Here is a 21,324-nt window from a genome sequence, read left to right on the forward strand (position 1 = left end):
GACGGGCGTCATGTCCGGGACTTGGCTTTCCGCAAGGCGCGGCTCGACAGCGTCTCGACATCGGGGCCGTCGCGGGCCGGAAGGACGCGGAACCGCGCCTCGACCAGGTTTTCGACCGCAAAGGCCAAAAGGCCCAGCCCCGCGATGCCCAGAAGGATGCGCCCGTAAGGCGCGGCACCGATCTCGCGCAGGGCGTCGCCCATGCTGCCGGCATTGTCCGCGTCGTATGTCAGGGCCGCCAGCGCGAGCAGCCCGCCGATCACCCCGATCAGCACGCCCTCGGACACGATGCCGATCCGCAGCACGGGGTTCAGCTTTTCCGTCAGAGGAGTGACCCGGATGTGCTCCTTGTAGGTCTCGGCCCAGCCCTTGTAAACATAGTAAAGGCCCGCACCGAACACCGCGACGGCCAGCGCCAGAAGCAGCCAGCGCCCATAGGGCAGGGCCAGCAATTCCTGCGTCCAGCTTCCGCCCGCCTCGTCGCTTTCAGGCACGAGGTCCAGTGCGGAGGCGCCAAGGAAGGCGTGCAGCGCGCCGGTGACCAGAAGCCCGCCCCGGGCAAACAGCCCCGAGGCATCGTCGCCCCGTCGTTCGAGATCGAGCGCGGCCGCCACGAAGCGCCAGATCGCGTAGCAGAACAGGCCGAGCGCCACGATCCAGATCAGCACGAGGCCGAAGGGCGCGCGGTGGAGTTCGCCGATGGCGCCTTCCGTGCCCTCGGCAACACCGCCCCAGATGGCCGCACTCAACGCCAGTGCGCCGACGATGGCATAGGTGGCGGCGCGCGCGGAATATCCCAGTCGCATGACCGGAACGACCCAGGCCGGGGCTTTCGAGGTCTGCATGGTCAGGGTCCCTTCCGCGCGCCGCTGTCACGGTTAAGCGCGCGGCTGCACCGACTTGTTCCCATCCGATCAGTCGCGCGCCGGACAATCGTCTCCGAGCGGCGTGCCGTCATAGGCCTTGTCGCCGCATTCGTTGATCTCCTGCCAGACATAGCCGCGCCCGTCCTCGGTCAGGGCGACCACCCGGTCGACCCCGAACTCGATGTTGCGGGCCATGGTGAAGACCTGCGCGGTGCCGGCCGCCATCTGGGCGGCGATGGCCTCTGCGTCGAAGCAATCGAACCAGAAGGGCGCGTTGCGGGGGCTCGCGCCGGGATAGGGCGCGGCCGCGATCGTGCCGGGGCGGGCCGCGGTGTCGAAACAGGCGCGGAACCGGATGGGCGAGCTGTCCGCGTCGATCCCCTCGAAGCCCGAGACGGGAAGGGTGATGGGGGTGTCGTCCGCGGAGAGCAGCGTGATCTCCTCCACCGGGGCCACCTCTTCGTAATAGGCGAAGACCTGCAGGTAATACATCGCGGCACCGCCCAGCAGCGCCGAGACGAGGATGAGGATGACGAGGAACTTGCCGGTCACGCGGCCTCTCCCGTCGCGGCGGGCGTGGTGACGAAGGCGTCCGCGCACATCTTGGCCAGCGCGCGGACCCGTCCGATATAGGCCTGCCGCTCGGTCACCGAGATGACGCCGCGCGCATCGAGAAGGTTGAAGAAGTGGCTTGCCTTGATGCACTGGTCATAGGCGGGATGCGCCATGACGATGCGGCGGTGCATCTTCGGGTCCTCCTCGGGGGCCTGCAGCAGGCGCGCGCATTCGGCCTCCGCATCCTCGAAATGGCGCAGGAGCATCTCGGTCGTGGCGTGATCGAAGTTGTGGCGGCTGTATTCTTCCTCGGTCTGCCGGAAGATGTCGCCATAGCTCAGCGGGATCGGCGCGCCGGGGTCGTTGAAGGGCATGTCCATCACGTGGTCGATGCCCAGCACGTACATCGCCAGGCGTTCGAGCCCGTAGGTCAACTCGCCCGAGACCGGGTGGCAATCATGCCCGCCCACCTGCTGGAAATAGGTGAACTGGCTGACTTCCATGCCGTCGCACCACACCTCCCAGCCAAGGCCCCAGGCCCCGAGCGTGGGGCTTTCCCAGTCGTCCTCGACGAAGCGCACGTCATGCAGCGCAAGGTCGATCCCGATGGCCTCGAGCGAGCCCAGATAAAGCGCCTGCAGATCGGGCGGCGAGGGTTTGATGATGACCTGGTACTGGTAGTAATGCTGGAGCCGGTTCGGGTTCTCGCCATAGCGCCCGTCGGTGGGGCGGCGCGAGGGCTGCACATAGGCCGCGGCCCAGGGCTGGCTGCCCAGCGCGCGCAGGGTCGTGGCGGGGTGAAAGGTGCCCGCGCCGACCTCCATGTCATAGGGTTGCAGCACCGCGCAGCCCTTCGAGGCCCAATAGGCCTGAAGCCGCAGGATGATCTCCTGGAAGCTTTTCGGTGTGTCGGCTGCGTGCATTTCGGCCCTCCGGGTTGGCTGCGCTTGATTAGGACGCCACAATCCCGGGGTCAATTGCGGGTCTGACCAATATTTGACGTGCGGGCGCCTTGCGTTTTGTTACCAATGGCGCAGGCGATTTCACGTTTGACCGAGGGATTTTACACGACATGACACGCTCCGTTCTGATGGCGGGCAGCGCGCTCTGGCTTCTCGCCGGGGCCGCCGCGGCACAGGAAGCCCATTACATCCAGATCGAGGCGCACCCCGCCCTCGCCGTGGCCGAGTCCCGGGCGCGCGATTTTGCCGCGCAATTGCCCGATGTGAACGGCTTTTCGCTGGGGGCCGGCTGGTACGGGATCGCGCTCGGGCCCTATGACGAGGCCGAGGCGAACCGTTTGCGCCTGGCGCTGCGCAGCGCGGGGCGTATTCCGCCTGACAGCTATGTCGAGGAGGCGGAGGAATATGCCCGCCGCTTCTTCCCGGTCGGCGCCGACGCGGTGCAGAGCCCGGCGCCCGCCGCCGAGGAGGGGCCGCAAGGCACCGAGGAGGTGCGCGCGGCGCCCGTCGTGACGCCCGCGCCGCAGCCCGATCCGGACGAAACCGTGGCCGAGGCCCGCCGGTCGGAGGCGCAGCTCACCCGCGCCCAGCGCGCCGAGCTGCAGGTCGCCCTGCGCTGGGCGGGCTTTTACCAGGGCGGCATCGACGCGGCCTTCGGGCGCGGCACCCGCGGCGCCATGGCCGGCTGGCAGGAAGGCAACGGCTTCGAGGTGACCGGCATCCTCACCACCCGCCAGCGGGCCGAACTGCTGCGCCAGTACAATGCCGTGCTCGACGGGCTCGAGATGACCCGCGTCGTCGACCGCCGCGCGGGGATCGAGATGGCCATGCCGCTCGGCGCCGTGGCCTATGCCCGGTCCGAGGCGCCCTTCGTGCATTACGACGCCAGCGGCGATCTGCCCGCGCGGGTGCTGCTCATCTCCCAGCCCGGCGACCGCCAGACCCTCGCCGGTCTCTACGAGATCATGCAGACGCTCGAGATCGTGCCGCTCGGAGGCCCGCGCGAGCGGAGCCGCGACCGCTTCACCCTGACCGGCGCCAACAGCCGCATCGTCAGCCACACCGAGGCGCGGCTGGTGGATGGCGCCGTCAAGGGCTTCACCCTGATCTGGCCCGCGGGCGACGAGGAGCGCCGCAGCCGCGTTCTGGCCCTGATGCAGGAGAGCTTCACCCCGCTTGCGGGCGTGGTGCTCGACCCCGGGACCCTGTCGGGCGACGCCCAGGCCATCGACCTCGTCGCCGGTCTGCAGGTACGCCAGCCCAAGAACGTGGCCTCGGGCTTTTTCGTCGATGCGCGCGGGCGCGTGCTGACCTCCGCCCAAGCGGTCGCGGAATGCGGACGGATCACCCTCGACGAGACCACCGAGGCGCAGATCGTGGCGCAGGCCGACGGGGTCGCCCTCCTGGCGCCCGACACGCCGCTCGCGCCGCGCGAGGTCGCGGTGTTCCGCGCCGACGTGCCGCGGCTGCAATCCGAGGTCGCGGTATCGGGCTTTTCCTATGGCGGGGTGCTTGGCGCGCCGACGCTCAGCTTCGGACGGCTCGCGGATCTCAAGGGTCTGAACGGCGAGCCCGGCATGGCGCGGCTCGAAGTGGCGGCCAACCCGGGCGATGCGGGCGGGCCGGTCTTCGACGGCGGCGGCGCGGTCGTGGGCATGCTGGTGCCCGCGGTGGCAGAGGGGCGGCAATTGCCCGACGGGGTGAGCTTCGCCACCGCCTCCGAACGGCTCATCGCGCTTTCGTCGGGGGCGGGCGTCGAGATCGCGACCGGGCAGGGGGACGCCTTCATGGCACCCGAGGACCTGACCCAGGTGGCCCGCGCCATGACCGTGCTGGTCAGCTGCTGGGAGTGAGGCGCGTCGCGGGTTCCCGTGCGCGACTTCGCCGTGGCGCAGAACCCGCGGTGCGGAATTATGACGGCATGCGTCCGCCGCGCCGATGCGCCTGTCCGCCGGGACGGACGGGCGCATCGGTGTCCCGGTCCTACCGTTCTAACTGGAGCAGCGGCAGTTACTCAGACGAAGCGCTGACGCCCCCCTGTTGCAGCGCCATCCCGCGAAACGGCGCGTTCCACGGTGTATGCAGGGCAAGAGATCTCTGCGCACCCCGTCGGACCTCATTCCTGACGCACGCTACCCGAACACCAAATCCGGAAGCATATCGAAAAACTTCAGCGCGCCGCCCGGAACATTCGTGACAGCTTCCCCCACTGGCTCACCAGCACGCCCGAAAGGATCAGCACCAGCGCCAGCACCAGCGACAGTCCGGCGGGCTCACCGAGAAAGACGATCCCGAGGCAGACCGACCAGACCGGCACCTGGTAATTCACCAGACTCATGAAGACCGGCCCCGCCGTGCGGATCACCAGCACCCGCAACAGGTTGGCTCCCGCCGTCGGCACCATCCCCAGAAGCGCCAGCCAGAACAGCGTCTCGCCCTGCGGCAGTGGCGGCGGGCCCTCGACGATCCAAGCGAAGGGGATGATTGCCGCGCTGCCCGCGATCAGCGGCGCCGCCGCAAGCCCGATCGGGTCCATGGGCGGCAGGCGCCGCATCATCACCGAGGCCGAGGCGTAGCAGGCCGCGGCGCCAAGACAGGCGAGCCGGCCCAGCGGCTCCAGCGGATCGCCGCTCGATTGCAGGGCGGTCGGCCCGATCAGGATCGCCACGCCCACGAAGCCGGTCAGAAAGCCCAGCGACCGGCGCAACGTCATGCGCTCTCCCGGCAGGAAGACATGCGCCAGGGGCAGGACCATCAGCGCCACCGCCGCCATCGAGACGCCCGCAAACCCCGAGGTCACGCGCACCTGACCCCAGGACAGGAGCAGGAAGGGCAGCGCGGAGTTGAAGACGCCCACCACGCCGAGGATCGGCCAGGGCCGCGCGTCGCTCAGAAACAGCCGCCCGCCCATCAGGCGCCAAACCAGCGTGGTCAGAAGCGTCGCGAAGCCGATCCGGTAGGCGGCGAGCCAGGCCGGCGTGATCCCCTCCAGCGCCAGCTCGATCACCAGGAAGGTGGCGCCCCAGATCAGGCCCAGAAGGGCGACCATGGCGAAGGACTTGCCCGTGATCTCGGGCGCGGACGTCGATGCCGTCTGCATAAAACCTCATCATTTTTCGAATTCTGCACAGCATTGGGGCATCGCCCGGCTTTCGCGGCACGTAGCACCGCGCTAGGGTGTCGTCCATCCAACCTGAGGAGAGAGAGTCATGGACGCGTTTTTCATTCTGCCCGTTTTCATCCTTCTGGCGCTGCTCGGCTGGTGCGTCTACCAGCTCAAGGACTAACGGTCGCACCCGGGGAACGGTTCGTCGGCGCTGCGGGTTCGTCCTGCAATCACCGCATCGAAACCGAAGGAGTTTCCCCATGACCGCATCGTTCTTCGTGCCGCTTCTGGCGCTTTTCACCCTGCTGGCCGTCACCGTGATGGGCATCCTCGGCAAGTTCGAGATCGAGCGGAAGCTCGACGATCCGAACGATCCGAAATCGGCGCTGGCCAAGGATGGCCCCTCCGGCGCCTGAACGCGGCTGCCGCCGCGTCGGAACGCGCGCGGTCGGCCCGAGGGCAGTCTGGGCGGAAACGGTGGGCTGCCATCGTCACAGCCTGGCCCGTCTTCGACCCGGCTGGCGCAGGTCTTCCGGCGCCCATGAACAGACTTCAATGAAAACGCCCCCGGACCCGCAGTCCGGGGGCATTCTTTGTAACGAGAGGGGCCTAGGGCCTCAGTTCTTCGCCTTGTCGACCATCTTGCCGGCCGAGATCCACGGCATCATGCCGCGCAGGGTCTCGCCGACCTGCTCGATCTGGTGCTCGTCGTTCAGGCGGCGCGTTGCCTTGAACATCGGCTGGCCGACGCTGTTTTCCTGCATGAAGTCCCGCACGAACCGGCCGGTCTGGATGTCGGTGAGCACGTCCTTCATGCGCTTCTTGGTCTCCTCGTAGGGCAGGATGCGCGGGCCAGAGACATACTCGCCGTATTCGGCGGTGTTCGAGATCGAGTAGTTCATGTTGGCGATGCCGCCTTCGTAGATCAGGTCGACGATCAGCTTCACCTCGTGTAGGCACTCGAAATAGGCCATCTCGGGCTCGTATCCGGCCTCGACCAGGGTCTCGAAGCCCATGCGGATCAGCTCCACGAGGCCGCCGCAGAGCACCGCCTGCTCGCCGAAGAGGTCGGTTTCGCATTCCTCGCGGAAATTCGTCTCGATGATGCCCGAGCGGCCGCCGCCGATGGCCGAGCAATAGGAGAGACCCAGTTCCAGCGCGCGGCCCGAAGCGTCGTTGTGCACGGCGACGAGGCAGGGCACGCCGCCGCCCTTGGTGTATTCGCCGCGCACGGTGTGGCCGGGGCCTTTCGGCGCCATCATGATCACATCGACGCCTTCCTTGGGCTCGATCAGGCCGAAATGCACGTTGAGGCCGTGGGCGAAGGCGATCGCTGCACCCTCGCGCAGATTGTCATGGACGTACTTCTTGTAGGTCTCGGCCTGCAGCTCGTCGGGCATGGTGAACATGATCAGGTCGCACCAGGCCGCGGCTTCGGCGATGCCCATGACCTTGAGGCCCTCGCCTTCGGCCTTGGCGGCGGAGGCGGAGCCTCCGCGCAGCGCGACGACGACGTTCTTGGCACCCGAATCGCGCAGGTTCAGCGCGTGGGCGTGGCCCTGGCTGCCGTAGCCCAGGATGGCCACTTTCTTGTCCTTGATGAGATTGATGTCGCAATCGCGGTCGTAATAAACGCGCATGTCCCGCGCTCCCTTGCTTGTTTATCCTGCCCGCAATCTACCCGCCGGCACGCGAGAGTGTTTGCGTTTTTCCGAAGAATTCCGCTAAGGGCTGAAAAGTCATTCGCGATGCGGGGGGTAAACGGAGAAATCATGCTCGATGACGTGGACAGGCGAATCCTGCGCCAATACCAGGCGACGCCCGAGGTCTCGGGTCAGGAGCTGGCGGAGCGGGCCGGCGTGACGCCCGCGACGCTGACCCGGAGGCTCGACCGGATGCGGGCGGCGGGCGTGTTGCGGGGCGTGCGGGCGGTGATCGACTGGGCGGCGCTGGGCTACGCCGTCGAGGTGTCGCTGCGCGTCACGCTCGACAAGTCGCAACCGCAGGCTTTCGAGGATTTCGCCGCCGCCGCCCGTGCCGTTCCGGAAGTGCTGGAGATCCAGACCTTTCTCGGCCAGGTCGATGTGCGCCTGTCGGTGATCGCGCGGGACCTGGCGCATTACCAGCGGCTCTACCGCGAAAAGCTTCTGGCGCTGCCGCACATCACCGATCTCGAGGCGCTGATGCATATCGCGCGGGTGAAATACGACGAAAGCCTGCCGCTGTGAGGCCGAGATTATTAGCTAATAATCTCGGGTGCCGTCCCGAAGGGGTCCGGCCGGATGCCCCGGTCGCTGCGGTTGCGAGATTTTTAGATAAAAATCTCGCGCGGGGCGCGCGATGATCGCGCTCGACGAGATCGACCGCGCCATCCTGCGCGCCATGGTCGCCGATGCGGACCTGTCGGCGGGGGCGCTCGGGCGCCGATTGGGGCTTTCGCAGCCCGCGGCGTGGCGCCGTCTGAAGCGGCTGCGCGCGGCGAGCGTCATCCGCGCGGCGCGGCTCGATCTCGATGCCGAGAAGCTGGGTTTCGGCGTGACGGTCTTTCTGGGTGTGAAGATCGGCACGAAGGGGCAGGCGGCCTTGGGCGATTTCGAACGCGCGGTGTCGGCAATCCCCGAGGTCCAGACGGTCGAGCATGTGCTCGGCATGTACGATTACCGGCTGCGGGTCGTGGCGCGCGACCTGCCGGATTTCGAACGCGTGCTGCGGCGGCGGATCATGACGCTGCCCGGCGTGGCCTCGCTCGATGCCAATGTCCTGTTGTCCGAGGAGCGGCGGCCCGGGCCCATCGGGTGATCCGGTCTCGCGGGCGGGCCCGGGCGAGGGCGCTGCCCTCGCGCTCCCGGAGGTATTTCCGGTCCGATCGTGAGATGCGCGCGGCGCCCGGCGGCTCAGCCCTTGCGGCGCATCAGGCCGCGGGCCGGATCGTAGCCCCAGAGCGCCAGCGCCGCGAAAGCCGCGAAGGCCAGCGCGGTCCAGAGCGCCGCGGGCCCGTTCCATTGCAGGTAGAGCGCGAAGCGGATCATCTCGACCGCGTGGGTGAAGGGATTGAGCGCGCAGATATCGCGCAGGAGCTCGGAGCTTTCGGCCATCTTCCACAGCGGGTAGAGCGCCGAGGAGAGAAAGAACATCGGGAAGATCACGAAGTTCATCACGCCCGCGAAATTCTCCAGCTGCTTGATCAGCGAGGAGAGCGCGAGGCCCAGCGCGCCCAGCATCAGCCCCGCCAGCATCAGCGCGGGCAGTGCCGCGAGGTAGCCCCAGGCGGGCAGCGTGATGTCGAAGGCCCAGGCCACGGCGAGGAAGGCGTAGACCTGTACCAGCGAGATCAGCGTGGCGCCCGCGAGCTTGCACAAGAGCAGGTACCAACGCGGCAGCGGGGCGGTCAGCAGAAGGCGCATCGAGCCTGTCTCGCGGTCATGGACGAGGCTCAGCGCGCTCTGCATGCCGTTGAAGAGCAGGATCATGCCGCAGAGCCCCGGCACGATATAGGTCTCGTAGGTGATGTAGGTCTGGTAGGGCGGCAGGATCGACAGGCCGAGGGCCGCGCGGAAGCCCGCCGCGAAGACCAGAAGCCAGACCAGCGGGCGGACGAGGGCGGCGATGAAGCGCTCGCGCTGATGCACGAAGCGCAAAGCCTCCCGCCAGGCGATGGCGCGCAGCGCGAGCAGCCAGGCGCTCATGCGGGCGCACCGGTCAGCGCGAGGAACCGCGCCTTAAGGGGCTGATCGCCGCGGATCGCGCCCGCCTCGCCGTCGGCCAGCACCCGGCCTTCATGCAGGACGATGAGCCGGTCCGTATCCTGCACCTCGTCGGTCAGATGCGTGGCCCAGAGGACCGTCAGCCCGTCCTCGGCGCAGAGCCGGTGCACGTGATCGGTGATGCCCTGCCGTGCGGCCGCATCGAGGCCCACGGTCGCCTCGTCGAGCAGCAGCACCTCGGGGCCATGGACCAGCGCGCGGGCGATCTCGGTGCGGCGGCGATGCCCGCCATTGAGCCCGCGCGCCTTCTCGCCCGCCCGGTCGGCGATGCCCAGGCGGTCGAGCGCCGCGTCGATGCGGCGGGCCGCATCGCGCCCCGACAGCCCGTGCAGGGCCGCGAAATAGCTCAGGTTCTGACGGATCGTCAGATCGAGATCGAGCGTCGGGCTCTGGAACACCACGCCCATGCGCGCCAGCGCCGCGCGCGGGTTGCGCGACAGATCGTGCCCGGCGATCCGGATCGTCCCCGACGGCGCGGAAAAGAGCCCGGTCAGCAGCGCGAAGAGCGTCGACTTGCCCGCGCCGTTCGGCCCCAACAGCGCGGCGAAGCGCCCCGGCGCCACCGAAAAGCCCACCGCGTCCAGCGCCTGCCGTGCGCCGAACCGGTAATCGATCCCCTCCAGATGCAATCCGCCCGCCATGTCGCTCCGCCGGTCCCCGTCCACGCAAACCCTAGCCGCGCGCCCCGGGGCGTGAAAGCATGGCGGCATCCGCGGGGTGTCGGCAAAAGGTCCTATATCGGAGCGCTGCAGCCCTGCCTAACCTGCCGCCAAGAGAGAGGATGTTTCCATGAAGATGAGCGATTCCCGCGAAGTGGCCGCCCCCCGCGAGGTGGTCTGGGCCGCGATCCTGAACCCCGACGTCCTGAAGGAATGCGTGCCGGGCTGCACCGAGATGTCGGGCAATCCCGAGGACGGCTTCGAGGCCACCGTCGTGCAGAAGGTCGGGCCGGTGAAGGCCACCTTCAAGGGGCAGGTCAGCATCTCCGAACGCGACGAGCCCAACAGCCTGAAGCTCTCTGGCGAGGGCAAGGGCGGGGCGGCAGGCTTTGCCAAGGGCGGCGCGGTGGTCACGCTCGAGCCCTCCGAGACCGGCACCAAGCTCAGCTACGATGTCGAGGCGAATGTCGGCGGCAAGCTCGCGCAGCTGGGCAGCCGGATCATCGACGGCTTCGCCAAGAAGATGGCGGACCAGTTCTTCACCCGCCTGCAGGAGGCCATCGAGGGCCCGGCCGATCCCGACAGCGCGCCGGAGGCCCAGGAAACCCCGGGCGAGAAGAAAAAAGGCTGGTTCAAACGGGCGATTTCCTGAACCATCACCGACGGGACAGATCCCGCGGCGTGCCAGGAGCGTGGCGGGCAAGACAAGACATCCAAGGGAGGATTTCATGACAAAAGTATCCATGACCGTGAACGGCAAGACCGTCTCGGGCGAGGTCGAGGGGCGCACGCTGCTCGTCAATTTCCTGCGGGACGACCTGCATCTCACCGGCACCCATGTGGGCTGCGACACCAGCCAGTGCGGCGCCTGCGTGGTGCATGTGAACGGCGAAGCGGTGAAGGCCTGCACGATGTTCGCCGCCGAGGCCGACGGGGCCGAGGTCGCGACGATCGAGGGCATGGCCAACAGCGACGGCTCGCTCAACACCATCCAGCAGGCGTTCCAGGATTACCACGGGCTCCAGTGCGGCTTCTGCACGCCCGGCATGGTGATGTCGGCGGCGGCGCTCCTGAAGGAGAACCCCAAGCCCAGCGAGGCCGAGGTGCGCGACTACCTCGAGGGCAATATCTGCCGCTGCACGGGCTATCACAACATCGTCCGCGCGATCATGGCCGCGTCGGGCCAGGACGTGCCCGCGGTCGCCGCGGAATAATCGGGACAGGGCGGTGCGCGGGCAGGCTCGCGCGCCGGAAATGTAGGGTGGGTGAAAACCCACCATCTGGTGGGGCATCCCCACCGCTTCAGGGAGGACAACCATGCCCAAAGATCATGGCATCGGCGCCAGCACGAAGCGGCGCGAAGACCTTCGGTTTCTGACCGGAGTCGGCAATTACACCGACGACATCAACATCCACGGCCAGGCCTACGTCTATTTCCTGCGCTCGGACGTGGCGCATGCGACCATCAACGGCATCGACACCTCGGCCGCCGAGACGATGCCCGGCGTCGTGCGCATCTTCACCGGCAAGGATTTCGAAGGCGTGGGCGGTCTGCCCTGCGGCTGGCAGGTCACCGACAAGCATGGCCAGCCGATGAAGGAGCCCGCGCATCCCGTGATCGCGCAGGGCAAGATCCGTCACGTGGGCGAGATCGTGGCCGCGGTCGTGGCCGACAGCCTCGACATGGCGCGCGACGCCGCCGAAGCCATCGTTCTGGACCTCGCCGAACTGCCGGCGGTGGTGGACATGAAGGCCGCGGTTCAGCCCGGCGCCACCAAGGTGCATGACGATCTCGACGACAACCTCTGCTACGATTGGGGCTTCGTCGAGGAGAACAAGGCCGCGACCGACAAGGCCTTCGAGGAGGCCGCGCATGTCACCACGCTCGAGCTGATCAACAACCGTCTCGTCGCGAACCCGATGGAGCCGCGCGTGGCCGTCGGCGATTATTCCAAGGCGAACGACGAATCCACGCTTTATACCACCTCGCAGAACCCGCATGTGATCCGCCTGCTGATGGGCGCTTTCGTCCTCGGCATCCCCGAGCACAAGCTGCGCGTCGTGGCACCCGATGTGGGCGGCGGCTTCGGCACCAAGATCTTCCATTACGCCGAAGAGGCCTTCTGCACCTTCGCCGCGCGCCAGCTGCGCCGCGCGGTGAAGTGGACGTCGAGCCGCTCCGAGGCGTTCATGTCGGATGCCCATGGCCGCGACCACGTCACCAAGATCGAGCTGGCGCTCGATGCGGACAACAACTTCACCGCCGTGCGCACCGAGACCTACGCCAATATGGGCGCCTATTTGTCGACCTTCGCGCCGTCGGTGCCGACCTGGCTGCACGGCACGCTGATGGCCGGCAATTACAAGACGCCGCTCGTCTACGTGAACGTGAAGGCGGTGTTCACCAACACCGTGCCCGTCGATGCCTATCGCGGCGCGGGCCGGCCCGAGGCGACGTTCCAATTGGAGCGGGTGATCGACAAGGCCGCGCGGGAACTCGGCGTCGACCCGATCAAGCTGCGCCGTCAGAACTTCATCACGACCTTCCCCTACGCGACGCCCGTCGCGGTGGAATACGACACCGGCGATTACCACGCCACGATGGACAAGATGGAAGAGCTCATGGACCTGCCGGGCTTCGAGGCGCGCCGCAAGGCGTCCGAGGCCAAGGGCAAGCTGCGCGGTCTCGGCATCAACTGCTTCATCGAGGCCTGCGGCATCGCGCCGTCGAACCTCGTGGGGCAACTGGGCGCGCGCGCGGGTCTTTATGAAAGTGCCACCGTGCGGGTCAATGCCACGGGCTCGATCTCGGTCATGACCGGCAGCCACAGCCACGGGCAAGGCCACGAGACGGCGTTTCCGCAGGTCATCGCGGAGATGCTGGGCATTCCCGAGGACATGATCGACATCGTGCATGGCGACACCGCCAACACGCCGATGGGCATGGGCACCTATGGCTCGCGCTCCATCGCGGTGGGCGGCTCGGCCATGGTGCGGGCGACCGAGAAGATCATCAACAAGGCCAAGAAGATCGCCTCGCATCTTCTCGAAGCCTCGGAAGGGGATATCGAGCTGAAGGACGGCCAGTTCACCGTCGCGGGCACCGACAAGTCGATCGCCTGGGGGGATGTGACGCTGGCGGCCTACGTGCCGCACAACTACCCGCTCGAGGATCTGGAGCCGGGCCTGGAAGAGACCGCCTTCTACGATCCGTCGAACTTCACCTATCCCGCCGGCGCCTATGCCTGCGAGGTCGAGCTCGATCCCGAAACCGGGCATGTGAGCATCGAGAAGTTCGTCTCGGCGGATGATTTCGGCAATGTCATCAACCCGATGATCGTCGAAGGCCAGGTCCATGGCGGCATCGCCCAGGGCATCGGCCAGGCGCTTCTGGAGAACTGCTCCTACGACGAGAACGGCCAGCTTCTGAGCGCGTCCTACATGGATTACGCCATGCCGCGGGCCGACATCATCCCGAACCTCGACAGCTACATCGTCGATCATTCCTGCCAGACCCCCTGCACGCACAATCCCCTGGGCGTGAAGGGTTGCGGCGAGGCGGGCGCCATCGGCTCCCCGCCGACGGTGATCAACGCCATCGTCGATGCGCTGCAATCGGGCGGGCACAAGGTCGATCACATCGACATGCCCGCGACGCCCGGCCGCGTCTGGGCCGCGATGCAGGGATAAGTTCCAACGGCTGGGGGGCGCTGCCCCCCAGACCCCCCGGAGGTATTTTTGGTCCGATCGTGAACATGAGACGCGGCGGGCCGGGAGGAGAAGACAATGTATAATTTCGACTTGGTTCGCCCCACATCCATCGACGAGGCCGTCGCGGCGCTGGGCGAGGAAGAGGCCCAGCCGCTGGGTGGCGGGCAGACGCTGATCCCGACGCTGAAGCAGCGCCTGGCCATGCCCTCGAAACTGGTGAGCCTCACGGCCATCGCCGAGATGAAGGGCGTCTGCAAGACCGATGACAACGCGCTTGCCATCGGCGGCGGCACGAACCACGCCACCGTCGCGCAGGAGGCCGCGGCCGATTTCCCGGGCCTTGCGCATCTGGCCGCCAATATCGGCGATCCGGCGGTGCGCAGCCGCGGCACAATCGGCGGCAGCCTCGCCAATAACGACCCCTCGGCCTGCTACCCGGCCGCGGCCCTCGGCACCGGCGCCACGATCAAGACCAACAAGCGCGAGATCGCGGCGGACGATTACTTCCAGGGCATGTTCGCCACCGCGCTCGAGGAAGGCGAGATCATCACCGAGGTCCGCCTGCCGATCCCCGAGGCCTCGAACTACCAGAAGTTCGAACAGCCCGCCTCGCGCTTCGCGCTGGTGGGGGTCTTCGTGGCCAAGTATGCCGATGGCGTGCGCGTGGCGGTCACCGGCGCGTCGAATGACGGCGTGTTCCGCTGGTCCGAGGCGGAGGCGGCGCTGTCCTCCGACTTCTCGGCAGGGGCGGTCGACGGTCTTTCGACACCGGACGGGTCGGGCATGATCTCGGACCTGCACGGCTCGGGCGATTATCGCGCGCATCTCGTGAAGGTGCTGACCAAGCGGGCGGTCGCCGCCGCAAGCTGAGCGCGCGCGTCCTGACATCGAAAGGCCCCCGGTGCCCTTGCGGACCGGGGGCCTTTTCATGGGCTGCGCGATGGCTCGTCAGGCCGCGGGCATTCCGCCGAAATCGCGGCGGGGGCGGGCAGGGCGCAGGGGCCGCAGCGATCTCGGTGCCGCGATCCGCGCCGCGCCGGTTCAGATCGCGAGGTCGAGGCGCGGCTTCCAGAACGGGCGGAACAGCTCGATCTTGGGGCAGCGATCCATGACCACTTTCAGCCCGGCCTCCTCGGCAAGCTGCGCCGCGCGGTCGTCATAGACGCCGATCTGGCCCCAGAGCACCTTTGCGCCGATGGCGATGGCCTCCTCGGCGATGGCGTAGAGCTCTTCCTTGGGGCGGAAGACCTCGACCATGTCCACGGGCCGGTCGATCTCGCGCAGCGACCGCACCACCGGGATGCCGCGGATCTCGGTCAGCGCAGGGTTCGGGTTGACCGGGATCATGTCGTAGCCAGTCTCGTGCAGGACCCGAAGCACGCCGTAGCTGAACTTGGTCTTGTCGGCGCTCGCACCCACCATGGCGATGGTCTTCACCGACCGCAGGATGCCGGAGAGGTAGTCCTGCGTGTAGTCGTAGCGGCGGTCGATATCGGCGTCGGGCATCGGTCAGGGCTCCTTGGGGGTGGCGATATCCGCTTTCAGCTCATGCGGCGCGAGCGGATCGAGGAACGGGTTGCGGTAAAGCCGGTCGTGGCTTTCGACGCCGATCTCGAGGGTGAGGTCGGTCAGGGGACGCGCCACGCAGAGCAGCACGTAGCCCTGCGCGATCTGGCGGTTGTTGAGCGCGACCTGCCGGCGCTGGTCGACCTCGCCCGCGGTCAGCTTTGCCGCGCAGGTGATGCAGCCGCCGTATTTGCAGCCATAGGGCAGATCGACCCCCTGTTCGCGCAGCGTGTCGAGCAAGGGGCGGCGTGCCTCCACGGTGAAGGTCGCGCCGCCGCGATTGGCCAGCGTTATGGTTCGCGTTCCGGTCACAGCCAGATGTCGCTCGTGCAATCGCCGCCGGGATAGCGGGTTTCGTGGCACCGCGAGGGGCCGTTGGGTTCCTTGCCGAAATCGACGATGAAATCGGGATTGATCGACATGCCGCCGTTTTCGGGATCGCAATCGATCATCACCATGACGCCGCCCTGCGTGCGGATGTCGGGATAGAACTGGTTGTCCCAGGTCGAAAAGAGCGAGGTGGTCACGTAAAGCCGCTTTCCGTCGAGCGACAGCTGGAACATCTGCGGCCCGCCCGCGACCTTCACGCCGTTCACTTCCGGGGCCTTGCCCAGCAATCCGCCCATCCAGACCTGCCCGGTGAGCTTCGGATTATGCGGATCGGTGATGTCGTACTGACGCATGTCGCCATGCAGCCAGTTGTTGAGATAGAGATATTTGTCGTCCATCGACACGAGGATCGCCGACATCACCCCCGGCACCGGAATGGGCCATTCGGGATGCGGCTCGTTGTCCACATCGATGACCTTTTCCCATTCCCATTTGCCCGCCTCGGATTTCCAGAAATGGATCACGTTGGTCGAGAGCGCCGCCCCGCAGAAGCCGTGCGTGCTGTCGGGATCGTGCAGGAACTTCACCTCGAGCGGGATGAGCCCGTCCTCGCCCAGATACATGGTCTCCACGGGTTTGCGCGCCTCGAAATCCCAGATGTGCAGGCGGCGGCCGTATTTCAGGTATCCCACTTCCTCGAGGTCGAAACCCGGCATGAAGGTGTTGGGCGCCGCCCATTCGGAGCTGACCATCACGTTGTGGCGCGGCTGGTACCAGAAATCGTAGCCGAAGGGGATGTCGCCCATCGAGGCTTCCCAGCGGCCGACGATCTCGAACTCCTTGTTGAGGTGCAGGTAGCCTCCCGGCGCCTCGCCCATGGCGTCGCCCAGAAACGAGATGATGATCTCGGAGCCGAGGCAATGCACCGTGTGCGGTCCCGAAAGATCGGCCTTGGCCTTGATCTCGGCCCCGTCGATGATCTTGTGCAGGCGCGGCGCGCGCGGGTCGGTGGCGGTGTCCACCACATGGATGTTGTTCGACCGCACACCCGGCACGAGCAGGTACTTGCGCGCCATCGAGCTGTCGTCATGGCACGACGAACAGGCGTTCCAGCCCATGTGATGCAACTCGTCGCCGATGCCGGGCATCTCGAGACGGTGGATCACCTGGCTGTAGGTCGGGCTGTCGGGATCGGCATCGACCGTGGCGAGGTAATCGGGCTTCTGGATGCCCGTGCCGGTATAGATCGCGATGGTGTAGAGCAGCTTTTCGCGCGGGGCCCGGATCGCCTCCGCGGGCGATGCGTAGCCCGGTCCGCAGCACATCTTGGTCATGACGCCGAAGCCTTCCCTTGATTCCCTCTCGATTCCTGAATATCGAAAAAGCTGTTATCGGTATACGAGAAAATCATGCAGCTTGAACGTCTGTCCCTGATCCTCGAAATCGTCGGCCAGCGCGGCGAGGCGACGGTCGGCGATATCTGCCGCCATTCCGGTCTGCCGCAGGCCACCGCCTACCGGCTGGTGCAGGATCTCGCCGCGGCGGGGCTTCTGGACAATGTCGCGCGCGGGCGCTTCGCCATCGGCGCGCGGCTGAAGGGGATCGTGCAGGACGACCTGTCCGACGACGCCCTTTGCGGGATCATCGCGCCGCGGCTCGCGCGCGCCGCGACCGAGGTGGGCGCGGCCTTCTTCCTGTCACGGCTGCGGGGCCGATCGGTCGAGATCATCCACGTGGAAACCCCGGAAACCGGCGTCTCCTTCCTGCATCCCGGCCTCGGCACGCGTCCAATCCATGCCTGCTCCTGCTCCAAGGCGCTGGCCGCCTTCGCGCCCGACCTGCTGGGCGGCCAGGCCATCGAGGGGCGGCTGAAGGCCTATACTGATCTGACGCTGACCCGGATGGAGGATCTGCAGGCGGAATTCGCGCAGATCCGCAGCCGCGGCTATGCCGAATGCGTCGAGGAGCTGGAGCGGGGCATGTGTTCGGTCGCAGCCCCGCTGGCACAGGAGGGACCCGGCGCGCGGCTGTCGATCGGCGCGACCGGATCGGCGCGGGTCTTCACGCCGGTCTTCCGCGCACGGATCGGGCAGGACCTTTTGGGCCTCGCGCAGGAGCTTGCCGCGGCGCTGGGATGGGACTGGTCGGAACCCGCGCCGCGCCCCGCGTGACGGGGGGCGGGTCAGGGGCAATGCCTCGAGCCCGCGAAGCGACGGATTGAAAGAGGCGTGCCCGCGCGGACGGGGCAGGGATCAGCCGTGCCCCGCACCGACAGCCGAGACGTGCGCGGGGTCCCCGGCGTCACCGAGGGGAATCCGCGCCCCGATCACGCGACCTGCGCCGCGCCCGTCGCCAGCGATTTCTTGGGGTCGTAGAACGGCCGCTCCACCACCTCGGCGCTGACCATCATATTGTCCACGAGGACCTGCACCGCATTGCCGATCACCGCCTGATCCGCGTCGACCATCGCCAGCGCGATGTTCTTGCCCAGCCGCGGCGAATAGACCGCCGAGGTCACCTTGCCGACGCGCGACGCGCTCTGCAGGATCGGCCAGAAGACGGTGTTGGGCCCGTCCAGCGGATCGGTGTCGAGCACGAGACCCACCTGCATCCGTTGCACGCCCGCATCCCGGATGCGGCGCAGCGCGGCCTTGCCGATGAACTCGGCCTCCATGTCGAGGTTGACCAGCCGGTCGAGCCCCAGCTCGAACGGGTTGGTCTGGGCATCCATATCCGCGTGATAGGACAGCATCCCCGCCTCGATCCGCCGGATCGTCGAGGTATGGCCCGGCTTCAGCCCGAACGGCTGAGCGGCGGCCATGATCTTTTCCCACAGCTCGTCGCCGCGGGTCGCGTCCTGCAGGTAGAGCTCATAGCCCAGCTCGCTCGACCAGCCGGTGCGCGACACCACGAGCGGGATACCGTCGAGCTCGAGCTCGCGCAGCCAGAAATAGCGCAGATCGGCGATCTCCTCGCCGAAAAGCGCCTTCATGATGTAAAGCGAGTTCGGCCCCTGCAGCTGCAGCGGCGAGACGTCGGGTTCGCGGATGGTGACATCCATGCCGGAATGCACCGCCAGACCCTGCGCCCAGAGCAGGATGTCGCTGTCCGCAAGCGACAGCCACAGCTTGTCCTCGGCGAGGCGCAGGGCGATCGGATCGTTCAGGATGCCGCCCTCGGCATTGGTGATCAGCACGTATTTGCACTGCCCGACCGCCATCTTGGACAGGTCGCGCGGGGTCAGCATCTGCGCGAAGCGCATCGCGTCGGGGCCGGTGATCTCCACCTGGCGCTCGACGCCGACATCGCACAGGATCGCGGTGTTGACGAGGTTCCAGAAATTCTGCTCGGGGTCGCCGAAATCGCGCGGGATATACATATGGTTGTAGACCGAGAAGCCCTTGGCGCCCCAGCGCACGGTGGCGTCGAAATAAGGCGACTTCCTGATCTGCGTTCCGAAACCGAACTTCTGTGCCATCGTCATTCCACGGTTCTCCCAAGCCGAAAAATTTCCGCTGCATTCATGCTTGTGCAGATGACCGCCACCGCGCCTGGTTTCGCGCGGACTTGGTGCGATGCCGTCAGCCGATTGCAACCGCACGGACTCATGTCCGGATGCGGCGGACTATGACAGGTCTCGCCGCGCGGGCTGTATCAAAACCGACTACTCGCATCCCCGAAACCGACAAAGCGACGGATGTGGTCCCCGTGACCTTCCGGGGATCGTCTGCTTGGGCCCGACCCCGTGCCAGAACGGACCTGCCCTTCGCGCCCATCTCCGCTACATGCGCGTCGGGGCAAGCGGCCCCGCCCATTCTGCCAGACCGGAGGTCGATCACATGCCAGGACCCTTGCACGGATTTCGCGTCGTCGACGTGACCACGATGATCTCGGGTCCGCTGGCCACCATGACGCTGGCCGATCAGGGCGCCGAGGTCATCAAGATCGAACACCCCGAGGGCGGCGATCACAGCCGGCAGGTGACCGGGCGGCGCGGCGGCTTCGCGGCCTCCTTTCTCAACAACAACCGCGGCAAGAAATCCGTCACGCTGAACCTCAAGGACCCGCGCGGCGTCGAGGCGGCGCTGCGGCTTTGCGCGACGGCGGATGTCTTCGTGCAGAACTTCCGCCCCGGCGTCGCGGAGCGGATCGGCCTCGGCGAGGACGCGCTGCGCGCGGTGCGGCCCGATATCGTCTACACCTCGATCGCGGGCTTCGGCTTCACCGGCGACTGGGCGCGCAAGCCGGTCTACGACCCGCTCATCCAGGCGCTTTCGGGGCTGGCGAGCGTTCAGGGCGGCGCGGATGCGGCCCGGCCCCGGCTGGTGCGCACGATCCTGCCCGACAAGCTGACCGCGATCCAGACGGCGCAGGCGATCACCGCGGCCCTTCTGGCCCGCAGCCGGACGGGGCAGGGCAGCCATGTGCAGGTCTCGATGCTCGACACGGTTCTGGCCTTCCTCTGGAGCTCGGACATGGCGGGCTACACCTTCGTCGGCGACGAGCTCGAGCCCGCGAAAAGCGGCGAGGCGCAGACCTTCGTGGAGCTGATCTACCAGACCGCCGATGGCTGGATGGCGGTCTCGGCGCATACCGACAGCACCTGGCGGGGCCTTTGTGCGGCGGTCGGGCGTCCGGACTGGCTGGAAGACCCGCGCTTTGCCACCGTCGCCGCGCGGGAAGAGAACAAGCCCGCGCGGCTGGAACTCACGCAGGAGGCGCTGCGCGAGGACACCACCGACAGCTGGATGACGCGCCTCGGCGCGCATGACGTGCCCTGCGCGCCGGTCCTGACCCGCGATCAGGTCTATGCCCATCCGCAGGTCGCGGCCAACGGGGCGGTGATCGAGCTCGATCATCCGCAGGCCGGTCGCATCCGGCAGGCCCGCACGCCCGCGCGCTTTTCGGCGACGCCGCCCGATACGCCGGTCCCCGCGCGCCGTCTCGGCGAAGACACCCGCGCCGTCCTGGCCGATGCGGGCTTTGACGCGGCGACGATCGACGACATGATCGCGCGCGGCATCGCCACCGACACGCAGGAGGGCCATCCATGATCGACCTTTACTTCGCGCCCACGCCCAACGGCTGGAAGGCCGCCATCATGCTCGAGGAGACCGGCCTCGATTACCGCCCCGTCCTGATGCAGCTCAGCGCGGGCGACCAGTTTGCGCCCGAGTTCCTGAAGATCAGCCCCAACGCCAAGATGCCCGCTATCGTCGATCACGCGCCGGAGCCTGCATGGGGCAAAGAGCCCGTCAGCGTCTTCGAATCCGGGGCGATCCTGCTCTATCTCGCCGACAAGACCGGGCGTTTCGCGCCGCCGCAGACCGACCTGCGCGCCCGCAAGGAACTGATGGAATGGCTGTTCTGGCAGGTGGGCAATCAGGGGCCGATGGGCGGGCAGCTCAGCCATTTCCGCAATTACGCCCCCGAGGGGGACCGCGATTACGGCTTCAAGCGCTATCTCGGCGAATACGACCGCAATCTCGGCGTGCTCGAAAGCCGTCTTGCGGATCGGGACTACATCCTCGGTGACTATTCCATCGCCGACATGCTGGCCTTTCCCTGGGCGTTCATCGCCAAGCCCCTGGGCGCGTCGCTCGACGACTTTCCGCGGGTGGCCGATTGGCGCGGGCGGATCAAGGCGCGGCCCGCCGTGCAGCGCGCCATCGACCTGCACAAGTCCGAACAGAACCGGGGCCGGCACCGCGCCGACAACAACACGATCCTGTTCAACCAATCGGCGGCCTCGCTGAAATCCGGCCGGACCGGTGATCCGGGCTGAGGTGAGGCGGCCCCTGCTGG

The 21,324-nt window shown here is 67.2% G+C and carries 22 protein-coding genes; 11 read left to right on the forward strand and 11 right to left on the reverse strand.

The features are described 5' to 3' along the window. Nucleotides 1-8 precede the first annotated feature (8 nt). From BW990_RS08500 to BW990_RS08510, 3 genes are all read right to left on the reverse strand, one after another. The gene (locus BW990_RS08500) at nucleotides 9-845 is read right to left on the reverse strand and encodes a DUF1206 domain-containing protein (RefSeq protein WP_076447002.1); all 837 of its coding nucleotides are present in this window, start codon (nucleotides 843-845) and stop codon (nucleotides 9-11) included. Between the two features lie 69 nt (nucleotides 846-914). Then, on the reverse strand, nucleotides 915-1,418 hold the full coding sequence (locus tag BW990_RS08505; RefSeq protein WP_076447005.1) for a DUF6446 family protein: 504 nt from the start codon (nucleotides 1,416-1,418) through the stop codon (nucleotides 915-917). Then, nucleotides 1,415-2,344 carry a glycine--tRNA ligase subunit alpha gene (locus BW990_RS08510; protein WP_076447008.1) on the reverse strand — a complete coding sequence of 310 codons (930 nt, stop codon included), beginning with the start codon at nucleotides 2,342-2,344 and terminating at the stop codon, nucleotides 1,415-1,417. Before BW990_RS08510 ends, BW990_RS08505 begins: the two co-directional genes overlap by 4 nt. Before the next feature lie 149 nt (nucleotides 2,345-2,493). On the opposite strand from BW990_RS08510, the gene BW990_RS08515 reads away from it, so the two are divergent. Then, the gene (locus BW990_RS08515; protein ID WP_076447011.1) at nucleotides 2,494-4,236 is read left to right on the forward strand and encodes a serine protease; all 1,743 of its coding nucleotides are present in this window, start codon (nucleotides 2,494-2,496) and stop codon (nucleotides 4,234-4,236) included. Nucleotides 4,237-4,553: 317 nt separating this feature from the next. On the opposite strand, the gene BW990_RS08520 is transcribed toward BW990_RS08515, so the two are convergent. Further along, nucleotides 4,554-5,483: a DMT family transporter gene (locus BW990_RS08520; RefSeq protein WP_076447013.1), complete on the reverse strand. Its 930-nt coding sequence runs from the start codon at nucleotides 5,481-5,483 to the stop codon at nucleotides 4,554-4,556. Nucleotides 5,484-5,749: 266 nt separating this feature from the next. On the opposite strand from BW990_RS08520, the gene BW990_RS21780 reads away from it, so the two are divergent. Beyond that, complete coding sequence (locus tag BW990_RS21780; RefSeq protein WP_159441618.1) at nucleotides 5,750-5,905, forward strand: hypothetical protein; 156 nt, start codon at nucleotides 5,750-5,752, stop codon at nucleotides 5,903-5,905. Nucleotides 5,906-6,106: 201 nt separating this feature from the next. Here BW990_RS21780 and ilvC read toward each other — a convergent pair whose 3' ends face one another. After that, nucleotides 6,107-7,129, reverse strand: coding sequence for a ketol-acid reductoisomerase (gene ilvC / locus BW990_RS08525; protein WP_076447016.1), 1,023 nt, complete (start codon nucleotides 7,127-7,129; stop codon nucleotides 6,107-6,109). Nucleotides 7,130-7,261: 132 nt separating this feature from the next. On the opposite strand from ilvC, the gene BW990_RS08530 reads away from it, so the two are divergent. Further along, a complete protein-coding gene (locus BW990_RS08530) occupies nucleotides 7,262-7,717 on the forward strand; it encodes an Lrp/AsnC family transcriptional regulator (RefSeq protein WP_076447018.1) in 456 nt (151 codons plus the stop codon). Between the two features lie 112 nt (nucleotides 7,718-7,829). Further along, nucleotides 7,830-8,288: an Lrp/AsnC family transcriptional regulator gene (locus BW990_RS08535; protein WP_076447020.1), complete on the forward strand. Its 459-nt coding sequence runs from the start codon at nucleotides 7,830-7,832 to the stop codon at nucleotides 8,286-8,288. Nucleotides 8,289-8,383: 95 nt separating this feature from the next. Here the strand turns inward: BW990_RS08535 and BW990_RS08540 are convergent, their stop codons facing one another. Together BW990_RS08540 and BW990_RS08545 are read right to left on the reverse strand one after the other, a co-directional pair. Beyond that, entirely contained in the window at nucleotides 8,384-9,175 is a 792-nt protein-coding gene (locus BW990_RS08540) for an ABC transporter permease (RefSeq protein WP_076447022.1), read from the reverse strand. Next, nucleotides 9,172-9,894: an ABC transporter ATP-binding protein gene (locus BW990_RS08545; RefSeq protein WP_076447024.1), complete on the reverse strand. Its 723-nt coding sequence runs from the start codon at nucleotides 9,892-9,894 to the stop codon at nucleotides 9,172-9,174. Before BW990_RS08545 ends, BW990_RS08540 begins: the two co-directional genes overlap by 4 nt. Before the next feature lie 148 nt (nucleotides 9,895-10,042). Between BW990_RS08545 and BW990_RS08550 the strand changes: the two genes are divergently transcribed. The 4 genes from BW990_RS08550 (at nucleotide 10,043) to BW990_RS08565 (ending at nucleotide 14,493) form a co-directional block, all read left to right on the forward strand. Next, the gene (locus BW990_RS08550) at nucleotides 10,043-10,564 is read left to right on the forward strand and encodes a CoxG family protein (protein WP_076447027.1); all 522 of its coding nucleotides are present in this window, start codon (nucleotides 10,043-10,045) and stop codon (nucleotides 10,562-10,564) included. A 76-nt stretch (nucleotides 10,565-10,640) separates the two neighbouring features. Beyond that, nucleotides 10,641-11,126, forward strand: a complete 486-nt coding sequence (locus BW990_RS08555; protein ID WP_076447029.1) for a (2Fe-2S)-binding protein — start codon at nucleotides 10,641-10,643, stop codon at nucleotides 11,124-11,126. Between the two features lie 103 nt (nucleotides 11,127-11,229). Further along, on the forward strand, nucleotides 11,230-13,602 hold the full coding sequence (locus BW990_RS08560) for a xanthine dehydrogenase family protein molybdopterin-binding subunit (RefSeq protein ID WP_076447032.1): 2,373 nt from the start codon (nucleotides 11,230-11,232) through the stop codon (nucleotides 13,600-13,602). Nucleotides 13,603-13,698: 96 nt separating this feature from the next. Beyond that, entirely contained in the window at nucleotides 13,699-14,493 is a 795-nt protein-coding gene (locus BW990_RS08565; RefSeq protein ID WP_076447034.1) for an FAD binding domain-containing protein, read from the forward strand. Between the two features lie 171 nt (nucleotides 14,494-14,664). Here BW990_RS08565 and BW990_RS08570 read toward each other — a convergent pair whose 3' ends face one another. The 3 genes from BW990_RS08570 to BW990_RS08580 are packed head-to-tail and all read right to left on the reverse strand — an operon-like array spanning nucleotide 14,665 to nucleotide 16,853. Next, entirely contained in the window at nucleotides 14,665-15,129 is a 465-nt protein-coding gene (locus BW990_RS08570) for a CoA-binding protein (RefSeq protein WP_076447037.1), read from the reverse strand. Between the two features lie 3 nt (nucleotides 15,130-15,132). Beyond that, entirely contained in the window at nucleotides 15,133-15,501 is a 369-nt protein-coding gene (locus BW990_RS08575; protein WP_076447039.1) for a 2Fe-2S iron-sulfur cluster-binding protein, read from the reverse strand. Further along, nucleotides 15,498-16,853 carry a selenium-binding family protein gene (locus tag BW990_RS08580; protein WP_076447042.1) on the reverse strand — a complete coding sequence of 452 codons (1,356 nt, stop codon included), beginning with the start codon at nucleotides 16,851-16,853 and terminating at the stop codon, nucleotides 15,498-15,500. The genes BW990_RS08575 and BW990_RS08580 overlap by 4 nt, the downstream gene beginning before the upstream one ends. 75 nt (nucleotides 16,854-16,928) lie before the next feature. Between BW990_RS08580 and BW990_RS08585 the strand changes: the two genes are divergently transcribed. Beyond that, on the forward strand, nucleotides 16,929-17,690 hold the full coding sequence (locus tag BW990_RS08585; RefSeq protein WP_076447045.1) for an IclR family transcriptional regulator: 762 nt from the start codon (nucleotides 16,929-16,931) through the stop codon (nucleotides 17,688-17,690). A gap of 155 nt (nucleotides 17,691-17,845) precedes the next feature. On the opposite strand, the gene BW990_RS08590 is transcribed toward BW990_RS08585, so the two are convergent. After that, a complete protein-coding gene (locus BW990_RS08590; protein WP_076447048.1) occupies nucleotides 17,846-19,003 on the reverse strand; it encodes a glycine cleavage T C-terminal barrel domain-containing protein in 1,158 nt (385 codons plus the stop codon). 355 nt (nucleotides 19,004-19,358) lie between these two features. Here BW990_RS08590 and BW990_RS08595 point away from each other — a divergent pair, with 355 nt between their 5' ends. Both BW990_RS08595 and BW990_RS08600 read left to right on the forward strand, forming a co-directional pair. Beyond that, nucleotides 19,359-20,573, forward strand: coding sequence for a CaiB/BaiF CoA transferase family protein (locus BW990_RS08595; RefSeq protein ID WP_076447051.1), 1,215 nt, complete (start codon nucleotides 19,359-19,361; stop codon nucleotides 20,571-20,573). Continuing rightward, entirely contained in the window at nucleotides 20,570-21,304 is a 735-nt protein-coding gene (locus tag BW990_RS08600; RefSeq protein WP_076447054.1) for a glutathione S-transferase N-terminal domain-containing protein, read from the forward strand. Before BW990_RS08595 ends, BW990_RS08600 begins: the two co-directional genes overlap by 4 nt. The last annotated feature ends 20 nt before the right edge of the window (nucleotides 21,305-21,324 follow it).

It is taken from the genome of Roseivivax lentus, assembly GCF_900156805.1.
GTDB lineage: Bacteria > Pseudomonadota > Alphaproteobacteria > Rhodobacterales > Rhodobacteraceae > Roseivivax > Roseivivax lentus.

Bases quoted from the DNA above. Each gene is read 5' to 3' on its own strand.
- BW990_RS08565 (WP_076447034.1), top strand. From the start codon at position 13,699: ATGTATAATTTCGACTTGGTTCGCCCCACATCCATCGACGAGGCCGTC.
- BW990_RS08520 (WP_076447013.1), bottom strand. From the start codon at position 5,483: ATGCAGACGGCATCGACGTCCGCGCCCGAGATCACGGGCAAGTCCTTC.
- BW990_RS08600 (WP_076447054.1), top strand. From the start codon at position 20,570: ATGATCGACCTTTACTTCGCGCCCACGCCCAACGGCTGGAAGGCCGCC.
- BW990_RS08580 (WP_076447042.1), bottom strand. From the start codon at position 16,853: ATGACCAAGATGTGCTGCGGACCGGGCTACGCATCGCCCGCGGAGGCG.
- BW990_RS08510 (WP_076447008.1), bottom strand. From the start codon at position 2,344: ATGCACGCAGCCGACACACCGAAAAGCTTCCAGGAGATCATCCTGCGG.
- BW990_RS08570 (WP_076447037.1), bottom strand. From the start codon at position 15,129: ATGCCCGACGCCGATATCGACCGCCGCTACGACTACACGCAGGACTAC.
- BW990_RS08585 (WP_076447045.1), top strand. From the start codon at position 16,929: ATGCAGCTTGAACGTCTGTCCCTGATCCTCGAAATCGTCGGCCAGCGC.
- BW990_RS08550 (WP_076447027.1), top strand. From the start codon at position 10,043: ATGAAGATGAGCGATTCCCGCGAAGTGGCCGCCCCCCGCGAGGTGGTC.
- BW990_RS08540 (WP_076447022.1), bottom strand. From the start codon at position 9,175: ATGAGCGCCTGGCTGCTCGCGCTGCGCGCCATCGCCTGGCGGGAGGCT.
- BW990_RS08560 (WP_076447032.1), top strand. From the start codon at position 11,230: ATGCCCAAAGATCATGGCATCGGCGCCAGCACGAAGCGGCGCGAAGAC.
- BW990_RS21780 (WP_159441618.1), top strand. From the start codon at position 5,750: ATGACCGCATCGTTCTTCGTGCCGCTTCTGGCGCTTTTCACCCTGCTG.
- BW990_RS08530 (WP_076447018.1), top strand. From the start codon at position 7,262: ATGCTCGATGACGTGGACAGGCGAATCCTGCGCCAATACCAGGCGACG.
- BW990_RS08590 (WP_076447048.1), bottom strand. From the start codon at position 19,003: ATGACGATGGCACAGAAGTTCGGTTTCGGAACGCAGATCAGGAAGTCG.
- BW990_RS08555 (WP_076447029.1), top strand. From the start codon at position 10,641: ATGACAAAAGTATCCATGACCGTGAACGGCAAGACCGTCTCGGGCGAG.
- BW990_RS08500 (WP_076447002.1), bottom strand. From the start codon at position 845: ATGCAGACCTCGAAAGCCCCGGCCTGGGTCGTTCCGGTCATGCGACTG.
- BW990_RS08515 (WP_076447011.1), top strand. From the start codon at position 2,494: ATGACACGCTCCGTTCTGATGGCGGGCAGCGCGCTCTGGCTTCTCGCC.
- ilvC (WP_076447016.1), bottom strand. From the start codon at position 7,129: ATGCGCGTTTATTACGACCGCGATTGCGACATCAATCTCATCAAGGAC.
- BW990_RS08545 (WP_076447024.1), bottom strand. From the start codon at position 9,894: ATGGCGGGCGGATTGCATCTGGAGGGGATCGATTACCGGTTCGGCGCA.
- BW990_RS08535 (WP_076447020.1), top strand. From the start codon at position 7,830: ATGATCGCGCTCGACGAGATCGACCGCGCCATCCTGCGCGCCATGGTC.
- BW990_RS08595 (WP_076447051.1), top strand. From the start codon at position 19,359: ATGCCAGGACCCTTGCACGGATTTCGCGTCGTCGACGTGACCACGATG.